Genomic DNA, 18,638 nt, shown 5'->3' on the forward strand with positions numbered 1-18,638 from the left:
TATTTTGATTGACCCGTCATACCTGGGTGGTTATGCGTCAGCGCTTAACGCTGCAACGCACTCGCGTGCGCCGTGTTCACACAACTGTTGATACGCTGCGGTAACCGTCGCAATAAAGTCGGCGTTTTCCGCCAGATCATGACCAAAAATGCCGCTCAACCCCAGCAGCGCCGTCACGCGTTCGGCTCCCTGGAACTGTTGGTTAATGCGCTGGAATTCGGCCTGCATTGGGTCGACAACATCAATGACCTGCCCCTGTTCATCCACACCGTGGGTGTAGCGCATCCAGCCCGCGATGCCCAGTGCCAGATGACGCCAGCCGCTGCCGTTTTGCAGATGCAGACGCACCGGATCCAGCAGACGCTGTGGCAGTTTCTGGCTGCCGTCCATCGCAATCTGCCAGGTACGGTGGCGCAGAGACGGGTTGCTGAAACGCTCGATCAGCAGCGTCGCGTAGGCGTTGAGATCGGTACCTTCCGGCATCGACAGCGTTGGCGCTTGCTCCTGCATCATCAGCGCAAACGCCGCTTTGCGGTATGCTGGATTGGTCATGGTGTCAGCGATGGTTTCATAACCGCCGAGATAGCCCAGATAAGCGAGGAAAGAGTGGCTGCCGTTGAGCATGCGCAGTTTCATCATTTCAAACGGTACTACGTCGGCAACAAACTGTGCGCCGACTTTGTCCCAGTCAGGGCGACCGTTAACAAAGTTGTCTTCAATCACCCACTGGCGGAACGGTTCGCAGGCGATAGCGCACGGATCGTAAACGCCCAACTGGTCGGCAATCTCCTGCAACGTTTCTGGCGTTGCCGCCGGAACAATGCGGTCTACCATGGTGCACGGGAAAGTGGCGTTTGCTTCAATCCACTGCGCCAGCTGCGGGTCACGCGCCTGCGCCAGGCCCAGCACCGCGACTTTCGCCACATGCCCATTTTCACGCACGTTATCGCAGGACATCACGGTAAAGGCCGCCAGCCCCTGCTCACGACGCAGATGCAGTGCCTGTACGATGTAACCAATCGCCGATTTCGGCGCGGCTGGATTTGCCAGATCGTGTTTAATCAGCGGGTTATTGAGATCTAACTGGCCGCTGGCAGCATCGGTGCAGTAGCCTTTTTCCGTGACCGTCAGCGAGACAATTGCCGTCTGCGGGCGTGCCATGGCCTGTAAAATACCATCACAGCCGTCAAGCTCCGGGTGCAGCGCTTCTTTCATCGAGCCGATCACTTTCAGCACGGTGTTGTCCGCGCCTTTTTCCGCCACGGTATACAGCAATTGCTGCTTGCGCAGGTTTTCAATCAGTATGCAGTCATTACCCGGCATCAGGTTAACTTCACAGATACCCCAGTCGCTGTCGGTGGTTTCCAGCAGATGGTGGGTGTACAGCGCCTGATGCGCGCGGTGAAAAGCGCCGCATCCCAGGTGAACAATGCGGGATTGCAGACGAGAGCTGTCCCATGCAGGGCGTGCAACCGGCAGGTTGCTATTGGCAATTGTCGTTGTCATTGTGAACTCCAGATCCCGTCGGAAATACCAACGGAGAGAAAAGAAAAAAGCCGGCCAGACAGGCGACCGGCAACACTGCTTTAGCGGCTAAAGAAAGCGCGCTGGATAGCCATCTCAACGCCACGCACTTCCGCCAGGCCTTTCAGGCGACCAATCGCGGAGTAACCTGGGTTGGTTTTCTTTTTCAGGTCGTCAAGCATCTGGTGACCGTGGTCCGGGCGCATAGGGATCAGATCTTCTTTGCCCTCGGCTTTACGGCGCTGTTCTTCCTCAACGATCGCTTTCACCACTTCGTACATGTCAACGTCGCCATTTAGATGCGCCGCTTCATGGAAGGTTTTCGGGTTATCTTCACGCAGCGTGGAGCGCAAATGGGTGAAGTAAATACGCGGGCCAAACTGTTTGATCATGTCGACCAGGTCGTTATCCGCACGAACGCCGTAGGAGCCGGTACACATGGTGAAACCGTTCGCCATGCTGTTGACCGTATCGACCATCCACTGCATATCTTCCACGGTGGAAACAATGCGTGGCAGGCCAAGGATTGGGCGCGGCGGATCGTCCGGGTGTACCGCCATGCGCACACCGACCTCTTCTGCTACCGGAATAATCGCCTTCAGGAAGACGGCAAAATTCTCACGCAGTGCAGCTTTATCGATATCCTTATAGCGTTCAAGATGCTGGCGGAACTGGTCGAGCGTGTAGCCCTCTTCCGCGCCCGGCAAACCGGCGATGATATTGCGGGTCAGACGTGCTTTGTCTTCTTCGCTCATGGTGGTGAAGCGTTCATTCGCCTGCGCAATCTCTTCGGCGGTGTAGTCCGCTTCCGCGCCAGGGCGTTTGAGGATATGCAGCTCAAAGGCGGCAAATTCAATTTGATCGAAACGCAGCGCTTTGGAGCCGTCCGGCAGGACGTATTCCAGGTCGGTACGGGTCCAGTCGAGAACCGGCATAAAGTTGTAGCACACGGTACGAATGCCGCACTCGGCCAGGTTACGCAGGCTTTGCTGGTAGTTGGCAATCCACTGCTGATAGTTGCCGGAACGGGTTTTAATGTCTTCGTGGATCGGTACGCTTTCGACGACCGACCATACCAGGCCCGCCTGCTCAATAATGGCTTTGCGTTTCAGGATCTCATCAACCGTCCACACTTCCCCGTTCGGGATATGGTGCAAGGCAGTGACAACGCCCGTTGCACCCGCCTGACGCACATCCGCTAAGGTGACCGGATCGTTAGGACCATACCAGCGCCATGTCTGTTCCATGTTTTATTCCTCGTTTACGTTATGGACTCGACGATATGGAACATAAATTCCTCCTTTTGGTATTACATGTCAACCTGAAGCGATGAATTGGTTAACCAAATCACGATATCTGCTGACCATACCGCTAATTAACGGCCATACAACCCAGTATTAATGTAAACATGTAACGCAATGTGACATCCATCGCATCATAGGTTGACCAATATATGTAACATCTCAACCAAAATCATAATAGTTCAACCAAAGTAAGGTAGACGTTATATGCACGTTCTCAATATTCTGTGGGTTGTATTCGGCATCGGCCTGATGCTGGTGCTCAATTTAAGATTCAAGATAAACTCGATGGTCGCTCTGCTGTTGGCGGCACTCTCGGTCGGTATGCTGGCGGGAATGGATTTAATGGAACTGCTGCATACCATGAAATCCGGTTTTGGCAGCACGCTGGGTGAGCTGGCGATTATCGTGGTATTCGGGGCCGTCATCGGTAAGCTGATGGTTGATTCCGGGGCGGCGCATCAGATTGCCCATACGCTGCTGGCGCGACTCGGTCTACGTTACGTGCAGCTGTCGGTGATCATTATTGGTCTGATCTTCGGCCTGGCGATGTTCTATGAAGTGGCGTTTATTATGCTGGCACCGCTGGTGATCGTCATTGCCGCGGAAGCGAAGATCCCGTTCCTCAAGCTGGCGATTCCTGCGGTTGCCGCCGCCACCACCGCTCACTCACTGTTCCCACCGCAGCCGGGTCCGGTCGCGCTGGTTAACGCCTACGGCGCTGACATGGGCATGGTTTACATCTACGGTATCCTGGTGACCATTCCGAGCGTGATCTGCGCCGGACTTATCCTGCCGAAATTCCTCGGCAACCTCGATCGTCCAACGCCGTCATTCATGAAGGCCGACGTACCGGTTGACCAGAACAACCTGCCGTCCTTCGGTGTTTCTATCCTGGTGCCGCTGATCCCGGCGATCATCATGATCTCCACTACCATCGCCAACATCTGGCTGGTGAAAGGGACGCAGGCGTGGGAAGTGGTCAACTTCTTAGGCTCCTCGCCGATTGCAATGTTTATCGCCATGGTTGTCGCCTTCGTACTGTTTGGTACCGCGCGCGGTCACGACATGCAGTGGGTAATGAACGCCTTTGAAAACGCGGTGAAAAGCATCGCCATGGTGATCCTGATCATCGGCGCGGGCGGCGTACTGAAGCAAACCATTATCGATACCGGCATCGGCGATACCATCGGCATGCTGATGTCGCACGGTAATATTTCTCCCTACATCATGGCGTGGTTGATAACCGTGCTGATTCGTCTGGCAACGGGTCAGGGCGTGGTCTCAGCCATGACGGCGGCGGGGATTATTAGCGCAGCGATCCTCGACCCGGCAACCGGCCAACTGGTGGGCGTCGACCCGGCTTTGCTGGTGCTGGCAACAGCGGCGGGCTCCAACACACTGACCCATATCAATGATGCTTCGTTCTGGCTGTTCAAAGGCTACTTTGACCTGTCGGTGAAGGATACGTTGAAAACCTGGGGTCTGCTGGAGCTGGTGAACTCCGTGGTTGGCCTGATTATCGTGTTGATCATCAGCATGATTGCATAACGTCGATACCGCTCTGGCCTATAGCGCCAGAGCGGTTTTCCATCCTGCCTCAACAATCCTCAATAATCAGATACACCGCTTTCACCGGGCCATGCACCCCAACCACCTTGATAAGCTCAATATCCGCCGTCGAGCTGGGTCCACTGATGATATTAATGCACGATGGCATACGCTCACCGGCCTGTGCTTTCTGATGCAGTTTTTCTGCCAGCTGCGCCACGCGCGGCAGGATGGTGCTTTTACGCAGCACGAAAATCGAGGACTCCGGCAACAGACTCAGGGAGCGCCCGCGCTCTGGTGCGGAAAACAGCACCACGCCGCCGGACTCGGTCAGGCCATACTCGGCATACACCACGCCCACTTTCGCCTGCTCGGCCTGGGTAATGTTTTCGCTACCACGCGCCGGATCCCAGACCACGGCGTTGCATTCCTGCTGTAAGCGTTCGGTGATACCCAGATCCACCAGCCGGCTGTCGCCGCTCAGCACCACCGGCTGCTGACCCAATTCTTCGCACAGGCGCAGCGCCGCGTCTGCGGCCTGGTCCTCGCTGGTCAGTTCGCAGCGGGCCAGCATCACTTCGCTGGCAAACTGGATAAACGCAGAGCAGCGCTGCTCGGAGCTAAGCTCGGTCAGGCGCTCGTTGGCATAGTTGTTAACCGGCGCGGCATCTGCTTGCGGTTCGAAGCGCAGCGGGCGACCCAGCGCCTGGGCGATGGTGTTTAAAAACGCGGTACGGTTATCCATTCTTTTTCTCCTGCGCCTGATGTTTCTTAAACCAGCTACGGAAGCTCTCGCCGTCAGCATCAGGCAGATCGCGCGCCTCCATCCAGTCACCAATCGCGCCAACCTTGAGCGGGGTTTTGCCGCCATTGATAAACCAGCTCGCCGCATGCGCGCCCGCCATCATCCCGACTTTCCACAGCCCCGGATGGCTATTGGCATAGGCGAACATCTTGATCGTCCGTCGCTCGGCTTTCGGCGTAATACCCTCCTCGGCCATCACCCGGCGATGACGCAGGATCAGTTTTGAAAGCGGAATACGCACCGGGCAGACGCTGTCACAGGCCGTGCATAAAGAACAGGCGTACGGCAGGTCTTTAAAATCTTTATAGCCACCGAGCAGCGGAGAAATCACCGCGCCGATAGGTCCAGGATAGATAGAGCCATAGCCGTGTCCGCCGATGTGGCGGTACGCCGGACAGGTATTCATACAGGCTCCGCAGCGGATGCAGCGCAGCACATCGCGAAACTCTGAGCCCAGCACCTGCGAGCGACCGTTATCGACAATCACCAGATGGAACTCTTCCGGTCCGTCAACGTTATCCGCCTCACGCGGGCCGGTCAGCCAGGTGTTGTAGCCCGTCAGACGTGCGCCCACGGCGCTGCGCGCCAGCATGGTGATCAGCACATCCACCTCGGCAAAGGTCGGCGCGATACGCTCCATGCCCATCACCGCAATGTGCGTTTTCGGCAGCGTGGTGCACATGCGCGCGTTGCCTTCGTTGGTCACCAGACACACCGAGCCGGTTTCCGCTACGGCAAAGTTACAGCCAGTAATACCGATTTCGGCACTGAGGAAATCCTCGCGGATCTTCTGACGAATGAACAAAGTCATAGCTTCCGGGGTTTCCGGGCCGTCGTACCCCAGACGTTCGTTCAGCACGCGGCGGATCTGGTAGCGATCTTTATGAATCGCCGGAACCACGACATGCGAAGGCGGATCCTGATCCAACTGCAGGATATATTCCCCGAGATCGGTTTCGATCACCTGGATTCCGGCATCCTGCAGCACGTGGTTGACGCCGATTTCTTCGGTCACCATCGACTTGGACTTCACCACCTTCTTCGCATTTTTACTCTGCGCGACCTGCAAAATGTAGCGAGTGGCGTCTTCTTTGGTTTTGGCGAAATAGACGTGTCCGCCGTTTTCCGTCACTTTCTCGGAGAGTTGGTACAGGTAAGCGTCGAGGTTGCTCAGAACGTGATCGCGGATCTGGCTGGCACGATCGCGCCAGTCTTCCCAGTGGCCTAACTCATCGACCATTTTTTGCCGATTCGCGCCGATACGCTCCTGCGCATTAGCCACGGCTTTGCGCATGATCGGATCTTCTATCTGCTGACGAATTCGCAGTTTAAATTCTACATCGCTGGTTTTTATCGACATCTCTTTCCCCTCAGCGGCTCATCAGCACTTCAGCAATATGCATCACTTTGACCGGCTGGCCTTCCCGTTGCAGTCGGCCGCCAATGTTCAGCAGGCAGCTAACGTCTGCGCCAATCAAAAATTCCGGCTTTGCATCCATCAGATGTAAGACTTTCTCTTTCACCATCTCACCGGATATCTCGGCCATCTTGACCGAGAACGTCCCGCCAAAGCCGCAACAGGTATCCTGATCGGCAAACGTCAACAGCTCCAGTCCGCGCACGTTTTTCAGCAGCGTAAGCGGCTCTTCCTTCACTCCCAGTTTGCGGGTCAAGCTACAGGAAGGATGATACACAGCGCGGCCCTGGAGGCTGGCACCAACGTCCACCACGCCCAGTTTGTTGACGATAAAGGAGGTGAGATCCTGCATACGCGCGGAAACTTTCTCAGCACGCAGCGCCCATTCCGGTTCATCGGCCAGATACGTCGGGTAGCTTTTTACCGCGTAGGTGCAGGAGCCCGCCGGGGAGATAATCGGATCGTCGTTGTCTTCCAGCGCGGCGATCAGGTTTTTCATCCCGGGGATCGCCTCTTTGATGTATCCGCTGTTGATGGCTGGCTGACCGCAACACCCTTGCTTCTCGGGGAAATTCACGCGACAACCCAGTTTTTCCAGCAGCAATACGGAGTCTCGTGCCATCCGTGATTTCAGTGCGTCACCAATGCAGGTAACAAAGAAATTTACATTCACAATAACTACTCCATTGCTTCATTTCTGTTTATTGCGCTTGATATCGCGATATCAAGCAAAGATTCAGCTGTATTTCACGCCCAGTTTTTGTATTTGCTTGTTTTACTAATGTCTGGGTTCATTATGATGCACGGATCGTTTTCCTTTGATAGCGACTCTCCTCTTCTTATATCAGGACAATCGCAAATGTCTGTATTTTCATTTGTATGACAAAATCAAATAATCCCCTAATCAACATGCATATGCAATACCCATGTTTATTTATTTCGGACTTGCTCACATTTTTATATTGAAAACGACAGTGTTATTAACACCTTATAAAATAGTTTCGAATGATTACTACCTTCGTCACTACCATTATTAAAAATTTTATTAAATAACCACTTATGGGTATTTACCTTGCTCTTAAGTATATTTATCTGGCATTGAATTTTAATTAAAAGATTACAATAGTTACAAAACCACAAATCATAATTACTTTATTCACTGAAGCGATTCAGTTTACATATTTTATTTATACGGCAATGTAGCCTTCCCGCCATAAATATAAATCAGGTTTAATGAACCAATCAGGAATAGCAATGAACGAATATTTTATGTTTGCCCTGGCACTCTCTCCTTTACTACTTATGGTATTTTTAATACTGAAATTAAAAATGCCCATCCATTATTCCGTACTGATTTCTTTGGTATTCACCGCTGCACTATCGGCAATATTCTGGGAAATGCCCGTACAAAATCTGAAAGCCGCGATAGGCTATGGCGCACTGAAGGGACTATGGCCGATCGTGATTGTGATCCTCGGCGCTATTTTCAGTTATAACGTCATGCAAGCGACCAAAGCACTGGATATTTTGCGCGATATTCTCGCCAGCATTAGCGAAGATAAGCGTATTCAGGTGCTGCTGATTTCATGGTGTTTTGGTGGATTTCTTGAAGCCGCAGCGGGTTATGGTACGGCGGTCGCCATCCCGATCGGCATTCTTATTGCGCTGGGATTCAACCCGCTGAAAGCAGCGATTGCTTCTCTCGTGGCGAATACCGTTCCCACCGCATTCGGCGCGGTCGGGATCCCGGTTTCTATTCTGGCTGAACAGGTTAATCTGCCGGTTTATACCTTAGGCGGAACCATTATTTTGCAGCTTGCGCTGTTTAATATCCTGCTGCCGTTTGTGATTGTCTGCATTATTGGCGGCGGCCTGAAAGCCATTCGTGGCGTATTTCTGATCACGTTGATTTGCGGGATTTCCACGCTGATTCCGCAATATTTTGTCGCCATCCATCTTGGCGCGGAATTACCCGCTTTTGCCGGTAGCCTGGTCAGCCTGTTTGCCGTGGCGATGGTCAGTCGCCTGCGCAAAGGGAAAACCGATCCAGAGTGGCGCATTGAGGTCAGCCATACCCGCGAAACCACGCCGCGCTCGGCAAAAGTGCTGTTCCGCGTGGGCTCTATCTATCTGTTTATTTTTGTGTTTATCCTGCTGTGTTCGCCGCTGTTCCCGACAATAAAAGGCGCGGCGTCCCAACTGGCTTCGGTGCTGCATTTCACGTTGGCTGACGGTAAAACGATGGCACTGAAAGTTGAATGGGTGACCACACCAGGTATGCTGATCATCTTTGCGACCATTATCGGCGGTTTTATTCAGGGGGCGTCCGCACGCGGGATGCTGGAAGTATTTATCAAAACCATTTTCCAGCTTAAAAACTCTATCGTCGCAATTATGGCGATCGTCGCGCTAGCCACGGTGATGGATCTCAGCGGGATTATCTCCACGCTGGCGCAGTCGATTGTCGATCTGACCGGCAGCTCGTACGTCTTCCTCGCCCCGGTGATTGGCGCGCTGGGCACGTTCGTTACCGGCAGCGATACCAACTCGAACATTCTGTTCGGCAAGCTGCAAACCATTGCTGCCAGCAAGTTGCATATCGATCCTAACTGGCTGGCGGCGGCCAATACCTCTGGCGCTACGGGGGGGAAAATGATTTCGCCGCAAAGCATCGCCATCGCGGTTTCTGCCACCAAAATGGACGGTCAGGCCAACCAGATTATGTCTGGCACCATGAAATACTGCTGCGCCTACATTGTGATCCTCGGCCTGAAAGTCGGTCTCTTTTATTACTGGTTTATGGCGTAAGCCATTGTCAACCCCGTCAAATTCGCGGCAATCGTATTTGACGACACAGTGACCAAAAAGGTTTACACCGTCCCAGGAACGGAACAAGGCGACAGGCTTTACGATTTGTCGGCGCTGACTAAAATAGCGCCGATGTTTCAAATCGAGGATTGTTGGTATGTTGTTCTGGAAAAAGATGGTGAAGAAGTTCGACGCCTTTTCCGCGTTGATTCCACCACGCTACTTCCGCGTGTAATACCTGGCGCTTCGCTTATCAGGCCTACATTTCACACTCATTTGTAGGCCTGCGTTTCACGCTCATTTGTAGGCCGGATAAGGCGCGAGCCGCATCCGGCAGCAACAGCAGCGTAAAATACTCACCCCTTCCTCTTACGCAGACCGCATGCTCTTAACACCGCCACCCACAGACGAAGCCACGCGAAACGGTAGACCAGAGGATGCTGAAGCCGCAGCAATGTCAGAAACATAGAGCCCCCTCGTGGCGCTACAGTACCGCTGCCCGATAGCGAATTTGCGGATCCATTATCTGGTGACGCGCATCTATCAGCCGCAGTTCATACGAATCATGCTCTTTCGTCAGTCGCATCACCGCATCGACGACACTGGTGGTCCGCTCCAGCGCCTGCTTGTCCTCATAACCATTGAGCAGTGAGGCCAGCATCACGCTGCAAATCAGATCCCCAACGCCCACCGGCATTTTGGCAAAGGTATACAGCGGCCGGGCAATGTGTAACGTCTGTTCCGGCGTCACCAGCAGCATTTCAAACGCCTGTTTGTCCCGCGAACAGTCACCGAGATGCTTCACCAGCACCTTCTTCACACCCCACGACACCAGTTGCCGCGCCGCTTCCACTACCTCGTCAAAACTACGCAGTTGTCTGCCCGTCAGCACGCCCAGCTCATAGAGATTCGGTCCCATGATGTCGGCCAGTTGAATGGCATCATCGACAAAAAAGGACTCTACGCCCTGCGCGACAATGCAGCCTTTTTGCGGATCGCCCATCACCGGATCGCAAAAATAGAGCGCCTGCGGATTACGCTGACGAATGGTGGTGACCGCGTGCTTCACCTCTTCACAATGACGTTTATCTCCAAGATACCCGGACAGCACGGCATCGCATTGCGCCAGCTTTTGCAGGTCATCCAGCCCGCTGATGATGGCACTCAGCTCGCCGTGCGGCATCACCATGCCCTGCCACATCCCGTACTGGGTGTGGTTGGAAAACTGTACGGTGTAAAACGGCCAGACATCGATCCCCGAAAGCTGCATCGGCAGCACAGCGGCTTTATTTCCGGCATAGCCATAAACGACTGACGACTGAACAGACAACACGTTTTTCATTTTGACTCCGTCTAACGAAACGTTGGCAGCAGACCAAATACGTCCAGAACAACCGTCAGATAGACAACCGCCCCACAGACAATCACCAGGTTAAGCACGGTGTTATTACAGGGCGCGGTATAGCTGGCGGTCGGAAAACGTTTCCGCGCGGCTTTCACCAGGAACGGCGGCAGGATCACGCTCCAGATGGTAAAGGCCAGACCGGCATAGCCAATCGCGTGCACAAAACCGTTCGGGAAGAAGAAGCACACGGCGGCTGGCGGGAAGTAGGTCACCAGCGCGGTTTTCAGTCGGCCCATGCCGTCATCCGGGAAGTGAAACAGGTCGGCGATGTAATCGAACAAGCCAAGCGTCGCCGCCAGCAGAGAACTGGCTACTGCGAAGTTGCCGAAGAAGGTCAGGATCAGATCCATATACCGGCTGGTGAACAGCTCGCTGATGGCTTCAACAAACACGTCGATATTGCCGCCTTTGGCGATAATTGGCGGGAACGCGGAACGGCTGATGTTACCCATCGTGACGCCCAGCCAGAAGATATACAGCAGCAGGGCAAACAGCGTACCGATGATAATCGAACGCGTGATATTCGAGACCCCACTCTTGCCATACAGCTTGACCAGGCTCGGCACGTTACCGTGAAAACCAAACGAGATAATACAGAACGGCAGCGTCATCAGAATGTAAGGCAGGTACTGTGAGTTGGGCAGCGCCACCGCCACGCTGTCGACAAGTTTCGCCACTTCAATATGACCAACCAGCCCGGAGAAAGTAGCAAAGAACGCGATAAACTTACCGATAATCAACACGGTAGTGATGCGTCCGACCAGCAAGGAGCTGTACCAGGCAATCGCGCCGACCAGCATACTGACGATCACCACCGAGATATTCGCCGGAAAGCGCACGCCGCTGTATTTGAACACGGTTTGCGCCATCACCGCTGACGATCCGGAAATATAGGCATAGGTCAGAATATACAGCACAAAGCCGAAAGCGATCCCGACAACGATATTCCACTTACGGCCTAATAAATCCTGAGTAAAGGTATTAAAACTGGCACCGGCGCCATAATGCAGGTTGACTTCAACCAGCATCAGACCGGTTAATAACATCATGATGGCGATAAACAGAAGAATAACAGACGCACCGGGGAACCATACGCCGGCCATCGCAATCGGCAGGGAGAACATCCCGCCACCCACTACGGTCGCGATAACCAACATGGTTCCGCTAATCAGTCCGGGGGTACTACTCTGTCGCTCAATGGCATTAATATCCATGATAAATGTTCCTGTAGACTATTCGTTATAATTACAGCTGTCATTTGTACATCATGCGGATAATAAAAATGTCGGAGTCAGGGTTTACTTTTTTTAGTTATGTCACGGTAACGGGCACCGCAAAGGCTTCCTGTTCATGGAAAAGGAATACAAAAAAGCCCCATCACGTGATGGGGCCATAACTATTTTTTAGATGTAATCAAAGCGTGCAGTAAAGAAACGTAACTGCTTCGGCTCGTAAATAAACTTCAGCCCGCGAATATCTTCTTTGTGCTGGTAAAGTTTAATAATACCGTCAGCCACGACATCCATATGTGCGTAGGTATAAACACGGCGTGGAATAGTCAGACGCACGGTTTCCAGTTTCGGTCTGTGGTGTTCACCGGTCACGTTATTACGGCCCGCAGAGATAATTCCGCGCTCCATACTGCGCACGCCGGTTTCCACATAGATGCTGGCGGCCAGACTTTGTGCCGGGAACTCGTCCTGCGTCAGATGCTCGCAGAAGCGACGCGCATCGAGGAATACCGCGTGACCACCCACCGGTTCAACAATCGGTACACCAGCAGCTTTCAGCTTATCACCCAGGTAGCGAACCTGCTTCACGCGGTGCTCGATGTACTCATACTGCATGGCTTCGCGCAGGCCAATCGCCATGGCTTCCATGTCGCGTCCGGCCAGGCCGCCGTAGGATGGCATACCTTCGTAAACCACGACTAACTCTTTGGCAGAAGAGAACATTTCGTCATCGTTCATGCACAGGAAGCCGCCGATGTTCACCAGACAGTCTTTTTTACCACTCATGGTACAACCGTCGGCGTAGCTGAACATCTCATGCACGATCTCGGCGATGCTCTTGTTCTCAAATCCCTGCTCTTGCTCTTTGATAAAGTAGGCGTTTTCTACGCAGCGGGTAGCATCGTAGAACACTTTAATGCCGTGCGCTGCCGTCAGTTCACGCACCGCACGCATGTTCGCCATCGAGACCGGCTGCCCGCCTGCGAGGTTAACCGTCACCGCCAGGCAGATATACGCAATATTCTCTGCGCCTTTTTCATCAATCAGTTTTTGTAATTTTTTAAGATCGATATCACCTTTAAACGCAATATTCAGACCGGCATCGTGCGCTTCGTCACGAACGATATCGACAAACACCGCACCATTTTTTTCCTGATGATAACGGGTGGTAGTGAAATACATATTCCCGGCAACATATTGCCCTGGTTTAATAGCCAGTTGTGATAATAAGTTTTCTGCGCCGCGGCCCTGGTGAGTCGGAACAATATGTTTAAAGCCGAACAATTCCTGCACGGTTCTTTCCAGATGATAGAAGTTTTCGCTGCCCGCGTAAGCTTCATCACCCATCATCATTCCGGCCCACTGCTTGTCGCTCATTGCGTTGGTGCCACTGTCGGTCAGCAGGTCAATATAAATATCTTTCGAATTTAACAGGAAAGTATTGTAACCCGCTTCCTGCATTTTCTTAAGGCGCTCATCACGCGGGATCATAGATACAGTTTCAACGCTTTTAATACGGAAGGGTTCTGCCGGATAATTCATTTTGTTTCTCCAGTAACAGTGGTCATGTACGTATTAATGTAAAGTAAATCATACCTGGTTCATCAATAAAGTCTGATGAAATATAACTATTCGCCTCCTGAGCCAGGGGGAGAAATAATGTGGAGGCACTATGCAAGATTTGATTGATTATGGAAATAGCCCGGTCAACATTAATCACTGGCAATAATTTAAAAAGCTGTAAATGTGAGTGATGCAAATCACACGTCATTTTTTTACCCGTTCATATTCAACGAGTTTTTTTTGCGTGTTGATTTGCCCTTCACCGTTGCATGTCATTGGAGAGGGAAAATACTGAAAACTTAACTTTCCAGGCTGTTCTCATAATGTATTGCTCAATGAGTACACCCCAATTTGTGAGAGTCGGATCACTTCGCGGGTTTATATTTGTGATTCACATCACTAAAAGTGTAAAGCAAAGTGTACAATTAAGCGTTGTTTCAGAGTTTGCTATTTGCTTCTGTGAGTTAGATCGCATTTTTGGTCTGATGCCGACAGGCGTTGTTTTCTGGAGCGTGGGGATATTCAGGCGCGAGAAAGATAATGAATAAATGCGATGAATAATACCGGATTTATTGGGATGAAGGCGTTTTCTATTTATTCCGAAAGCGTGCTATTCGCGCTTATTTCATCTTATTTACATCTGGGCTTACCGAAGATCACTGGGGGAATTTACAGGGGTTTTATTAGCGCGATACGAAGGTGTGCTAACACCTGCGCATCGCTAATCACAGTAACTATTTATATAAACGTATAACAGGAGGGATATCATCCCTCCTGTTCTCGCGATAATTATTTCACTAACGCGGATATATCCTTGAACAGCGAATGGGTTATTTCTACACCGTCACGAGTTGTACGCATACGGGAATGATAGCGACGCTCGCCCGGCAAACGCGCCCCTTGCCGCTGCATATCGGCAAAGAGTCTCTCGGCACGTGCCAGATGCTGCGGAGCCTCCCGTCCCAGAAAGCGGGCCGGGTCCAGGGCCAGAATCAGCTCGCCACCATAGGGCAACCCGCCAGCCCCCTTATCCCACGCCAGCGATTCCGCGCTGGTCATATCGCCGATGAGCGGTCCGGCAAGCAGTTCCACCATTGCCGCCAGTGCAGACCCTTTATGCCCGCCAAACGTCAACATCGCACCGTCGAGGATCGCCTGCGCGTCGGTGGTGGCCTGACCGTCACCGTCAATCCCCCACCCTTCCGGCACCGCTTTTCCCGCCCGTTGATGGAGTTGGATCTCTCCCCGTGCCGCCGCACTGGTGGCCATGTCGAAGATAAACGGGGGTTTTTCTTCACGCGGCCAGCCAAATGCTATCGGGTTAGTGCCAAAAAGCGGCTGCGTCCCGCCTGCGGGAGCAACCCACGCATGGCTGGGCGTCGTCGCCAGCGCCACCAGCCCCGCCTCCGTGAGCGGCTCAACGTCGGCAAACAGCGCCGAAAAGTGCACACAGCGGTTAATCGCCAGGGCTGCAATACCGCTGTGGCGCGCCTTTTCTATCAACAGTGGAAGCGCGCGCTCGAATGCCAGCAGGGAAAATGCCCCACCGGCGTCCACCTTCACAATGGCCGGCGCGGTATCGGTGATAACCGGCTCAGCGTCAGGTGACACCTTTCCTTTACGTCGCGTCTCCACAATCCCCAGCAACCGCCACAAACCATGCGAGGCACAGCCATCACGCTCACCGTGGGTCACGTTTGTCGCGATCGCCACGGCATGCGCTTCACTGAATCCGTTCCCGCGCAGCACCTTATATGCCAGCGTATAAGCCTCTGTTAACGAGAGGTTTACCATCTCCATGACCGACTCCTTTACTCTTCTTCATCACCGGTAAAGTTAGCCCGCGGCAGACAGGTTCGCTCACCCCAGTAGTAAATTCCCAGCGACATCACCGCTACCACCACCGTATCCCACGGATGACCAATCACCCCTGTGCCCCCAAAACTGCCCAGCCAGGAGAAGAGCATAATCAGCGCGTAGAAGGCGATAAGCCACAGAGACGATTTCACCTGCTGTGCCAGACTTACGGTGTGTACCGGCACTTTTGATTTGCAAAGCACATAGACGACAAACATCACAATCTGCAGTCCCAGCAGCCATGACAGCGTGCCCCAGCCAGACCAGAATACAATCAGCGCCGAAATCACAAACGACACCGGACCGATAATCCCGAAGGCACGCACGCGGAATGGGCGCGGCAAATCCGGCGCATTACGGCGTAGCCCCGCCGCCGTGACCGGGGCAATGGCGTAGCTCAGTACCAGCGCCGCCGACACCACGCTTATCAGCTGTTCCCATGACGGGAACGGTAATGTCCAGAAGATAGACAATGCAAAGGTCAGCCACAGCGCCGGACGCGGAATGCCAGACTCTTTATCGATGTGAGTAAACGTCTTAAAGAAGGTGCCTGCTTTCGCCCAACCATAAATCACGCGCGGCGTGGCGTTCATGTAGATATTGCCGGTACCACTTGGGGAGACAATCGCGTCGCACACCACCATAAACGCCAGCCAGCCCATACCGAGCGTAATGGCGATATCCCGGTACGGCAGCGAAAATTGCTTGCTGATCTCCGCCCAGCCGCCACCCAGCATTTCGGTCGGAATACTGCCAAGAAATGCCAGCTGCAACAGCACGTAAATAATCGTCGACAGCACCACGGATAAAATCAGCGCCACCGGGATGGTACGCTGCGGATTCTTTACTTCACTCGCCACAGAAATAATTGGCGTCAACCCCAGGTAGGCGAAGATGATCCCACCGGCGCTAATCGCAGCCTCAACGCCCGACATACCAAAGGGTGCAATCCCCTGAACGTGCAGGTTCTCAGGTTTGAAAAAGGTAAATAGCGTCACAACGACCGCTAGCGGCACCAAAAATTTCAGAATACTGATGATGTTATTGGAACGGGCAAACGTTTTTACGCTGTAGTAATTCAGCCCGAAGAACAAACACAGCAGCAAAAACTGCACTACCCATCCCAGCAACGTTGGGTCGCTTGAACCAGTTTGAGTCAGCATCGGGAACCATGCTGCCGCATACTGCCGCGCAGCAACAATCTCTATGGAGATGAGGCTTGAAAACGCAATCAACGTAATAAATCCAAGCAGATACCCCATCAACTCACCGTGGGAAAAGACCGGATAACGGATAATCCCCCCGGCACGAGGCAGTGCCGCGCCCAGCTCACAATAGACAATCCCTAACAGCAGAACGGCAATCCCACCGATGACCCACGAGGCAATGCCCGCAGGTCCGGCAATCGATGCCACATGGCTTGCGGCAAACAGCCAGCCGGAACCGAAGATAGCCCCAAGCCCAATAAACGTCAGGTCGGTTAGCGTTAGCTGCTTTTTAAATTTACCCACCTCAGCAACGCGGGCCTGTGTTTGGTGCGTAGAGTGAATCGTCATGGTCATGCCCTTCAGTCAACAGAGGGGGAAATGGCTTCCCGGGTCCACTGCCCGTTAATCAGGCGCAGCAGGTTCAGAGGGTTGTCATCCTGGACAGCAGGCGGAAGCAGCGCGGCAGGCACATTTTGCAGGCATACCGGGCGTAAAAAACGGTCGATGGATTGCGTCCCTACCGAGGTACCGCGAGCATCGGTGGTGGCAGGCCACGGACCACCGTGCACCATGGCATCACAAACCTCGACACCGGTCGGATAACCGTTAAACAAAACGCGTCCCGCTTTTTCGGTGAGGGCTGGCAGCAGGCGCTGCGCCAGCGGCCCATCATCAGATTCGGCGTGCACGGTTGCCGTCAGTTGGCCCGGAATCACGCGCAAAATGGACTGCAACTCCGCCTCATCGGCCACCTCGACCAACACCGCCAGCGGGCCAAACACTTCCTGCTGTAGCAGTGGATCCTGTGCCAGCAGCAGCGAAGCCGGAGCCTGATACAACCGGGCCTGCGCGCGGCCGATAACCGATTCATCAGACCCTGCCAAGCGCTGAATATGCGGATGTGCCTCAAGCGCGCTGACCCCCTCTTCATAATGGGCAAGCGTCGGGGCATTCAGCATGATCTGTGCCGGTGCCTGGTCAACCGCGACCTTCAGCGCCTGCGTGAAGCGGGACATACCCTCGCCGCGTAAGACAAGGATCAGCCCCGGCTTGGTACAAAACTGCCCACATCCCAAAGTGAAAGAGGACACCAGCTCATTGGCCAGCGTTTCTGCCCGCGTGGCGACGGCCTGCGGAAGAATAATCAGCGGGTTAATGGCCGACATTTCCGCAAAGACGGGGATCGGCTGCGGACGCTGCTGCGCCAGCTGCCAGAGCGCCTTACCGCCGCGCAGCGAACCGGTAAAACCCACCGCCTGAATCGCCGGATGGCGAACCAGATCCGCGCCAATATCGGTGCCGAAAATCATGTTAAAAACGCCCGCAGGCAGGCCAGATGCCGCGACCGCACGCACAATCGCCAGGGCAGTCAATTCCGCCGTCGCCATATGTCCGGGATGGGCTTTCACCACCACCGGACAACCCGCCGCCAGCGCGGATGCGGTATCGCCTCCTGCCGTAGAAAAGGCCAGCGGAAAATTGCTGGCCCCGAACACCGCCACCGGGCCAAGCGCGGTCAGATACTGACGCAGATCCGGGCGCGGCAGCGGCTGGCGGTCAGGGAGTGCGGTATCAATACGTACGCCAAAGGCATCGCCCCGACGTAGCACCCCGGCAAACATGCGCAGCTGATTACTGGTACGGGTGCGCTCTCCCTGTAACCGCGCCAGCGGCAGCGCCGTTTCCTGGTGGGCTATGGCGAAAAAATCCTCGCCGAGCAAATCCAGCTCGTCGGCAAGGGTGTCGAGAAAGCGGGCACGCACGTCTGGCGCGGTCTGTGAATAGACAGGAAACGCCTGGTCAGCCGCCTCCGCCGCGGCGGCGGCCTCCTCATGAGAGGCCGGGTAAAAATGGTATCCGGTCAGCTTGCCGTCAGCGGCACGCAGGCTTGGCAGCGTCGCCTCACCGCTTGCCACGCGGCGTCCGGCGATAAACTGCTGACCCGAAACAGAAAGAGGTAGCGTCAT

Annotated in this window: 13 protein-coding genes; 2 read left to right on the forward strand and 11 right to left on the reverse strand. The window is 53.9% G+C overall.

Features of this window, described 5'->3' with window-relative positions; all coding sequences use genetic code 11:
* Positions 1-30 precede the first annotated feature (30 nt).
* Positions 31-1,506 carry a fructuronate reductase gene (locus OGX97_RS05165; RefSeq protein ID WP_048215026.1) on the reverse strand — a complete coding sequence of 492 codons (1,476 nt, stop codon included), beginning with the start codon at positions 1,504-1,506 and terminating at the stop codon, positions 31-33.
* Positions 1,507-1,586: 80 nt separating this feature from the next.
* Positions 1,587-2,771, reverse strand: a complete 1,185-nt coding sequence (gene uxuA, locus OGX97_RS05170; RefSeq protein WP_032942283.1) for a mannonate dehydratase — start codon at positions 2,769-2,771, stop codon at positions 1,587-1,589.
* Between the two features lie 261 nt (positions 2,772-3,032).
* Between uxuA and gntP the strand changes: the two genes are divergently transcribed.
* Complete coding sequence (gntP, locus tag OGX97_RS05175) at positions 3,033-4,376, forward strand: gluconate permease GntP (RefSeq protein ID WP_003033260.1); 1,344 nt, start codon at positions 3,033-3,035, stop codon at positions 4,374-4,376.
* A 49-nt stretch (positions 4,377-4,425) separates the two neighbouring features.
* Here gntP and OGX97_RS05180 read toward each other — a convergent pair whose 3' ends face one another.
* The 3 genes from OGX97_RS05180 to OGX97_RS05190 are packed head-to-tail and all read right to left on the reverse strand — an operon-like array spanning position 4,426 to position 7,271.
* Positions 4,426-5,121 carry a LutC/YkgG family protein gene (locus OGX97_RS05180; RefSeq protein ID WP_235125605.1) on the reverse strand — a complete coding sequence of 232 codons (696 nt, stop codon included), beginning with the start codon at positions 5,119-5,121 and terminating at the stop codon, positions 4,426-4,428.
* A complete protein-coding gene (locus tag OGX97_RS05185) occupies positions 5,114-6,541 on the reverse strand; it encodes a LutB/LldF family L-lactate oxidation iron-sulfur protein (RefSeq protein ID WP_235125607.1) in 1,428 nt (475 codons plus the stop codon). Before OGX97_RS05185 ends, OGX97_RS05180 begins: the two co-directional genes overlap by 8 nt.
* 10 nt (positions 6,542-6,551) lie before the next feature.
* Positions 6,552-7,271 carry a (Fe-S)-binding protein gene (locus tag OGX97_RS05190; protein WP_001102105.1) on the reverse strand — a complete coding sequence of 240 codons (720 nt, stop codon included), beginning with the start codon at positions 7,269-7,271 and terminating at the stop codon, positions 6,552-6,554.
* A 581-nt stretch (positions 7,272-7,852) separates the two neighbouring features.
* On the opposite strand from OGX97_RS05190, the gene OGX97_RS05195 reads away from it, so the two are divergent.
* A complete protein-coding gene (locus tag OGX97_RS05195; RefSeq protein ID WP_057068974.1) occupies positions 7,853-9,406 on the forward strand; it encodes an L-lactate permease in 1,554 nt (517 codons plus the stop codon).
* Between the two features lie 484 nt (positions 9,407-9,890).
* On the opposite strand, the gene pdxY is transcribed toward OGX97_RS05195, so the two are convergent.
* From pdxY to OGX97_RS05225, 6 genes are all read right to left on the reverse strand, one after another.
* Entirely contained in the window at positions 9,891-10,748 is an 858-nt protein-coding gene (gene pdxY / locus OGX97_RS05200) for a pyridoxal kinase PdxY (RefSeq protein ID WP_235125611.1), read from the reverse strand.
* A gap of 11 nt (positions 10,749-10,759) precedes the next feature.
* Entirely contained in the window at positions 10,760-12,025 is a 1,266-nt protein-coding gene (locus OGX97_RS05205) for an aromatic amino acid transporter (RefSeq protein WP_032942280.1), read from the reverse strand.
* A gap of 189 nt (positions 12,026-12,214) precedes the next feature.
* Positions 12,215-13,585, reverse strand: coding sequence for a tyrosine phenol-lyase (locus tag OGX97_RS05210; protein WP_016155590.1), 1,371 nt, complete (start codon positions 13,583-13,585; stop codon positions 12,215-12,217).
* A gap of 810 nt (positions 13,586-14,395) precedes the next feature.
* Complete coding sequence (locus OGX97_RS05215; RefSeq protein ID WP_235125614.1) at positions 14,396-15,406, reverse strand: Ldh family oxidoreductase; 1,011 nt, start codon at positions 15,404-15,406, stop codon at positions 14,396-14,398.
* 11 nt (positions 15,407-15,417) lie between these two features.
* Positions 15,418-17,019 (reverse strand): APC family permease, encoded by a 1,602-nt coding sequence (locus OGX97_RS05220; RefSeq protein WP_079934443.1) that lies wholly within the window; start codon positions 17,017-17,019, stop codon positions 15,418-15,420.
* Between the two features lie 11 nt (positions 17,020-17,030).
* Positions 17,031-18,638 carry an aldehyde dehydrogenase (NADP(+)) gene (locus tag OGX97_RS05225; protein WP_235127627.1) on the reverse strand — a complete coding sequence of 536 codons (1,608 nt, stop codon included), beginning with the start codon at positions 18,636-18,638 and terminating at the stop codon, positions 17,031-17,033.

The organism is Citrobacter sp. Cpo061, assembly GCF_030332845.1.
GTDB lineage: Bacteria > Pseudomonadota > Gammaproteobacteria > Enterobacterales > Enterobacteriaceae > Citrobacter > Citrobacter portucalensis.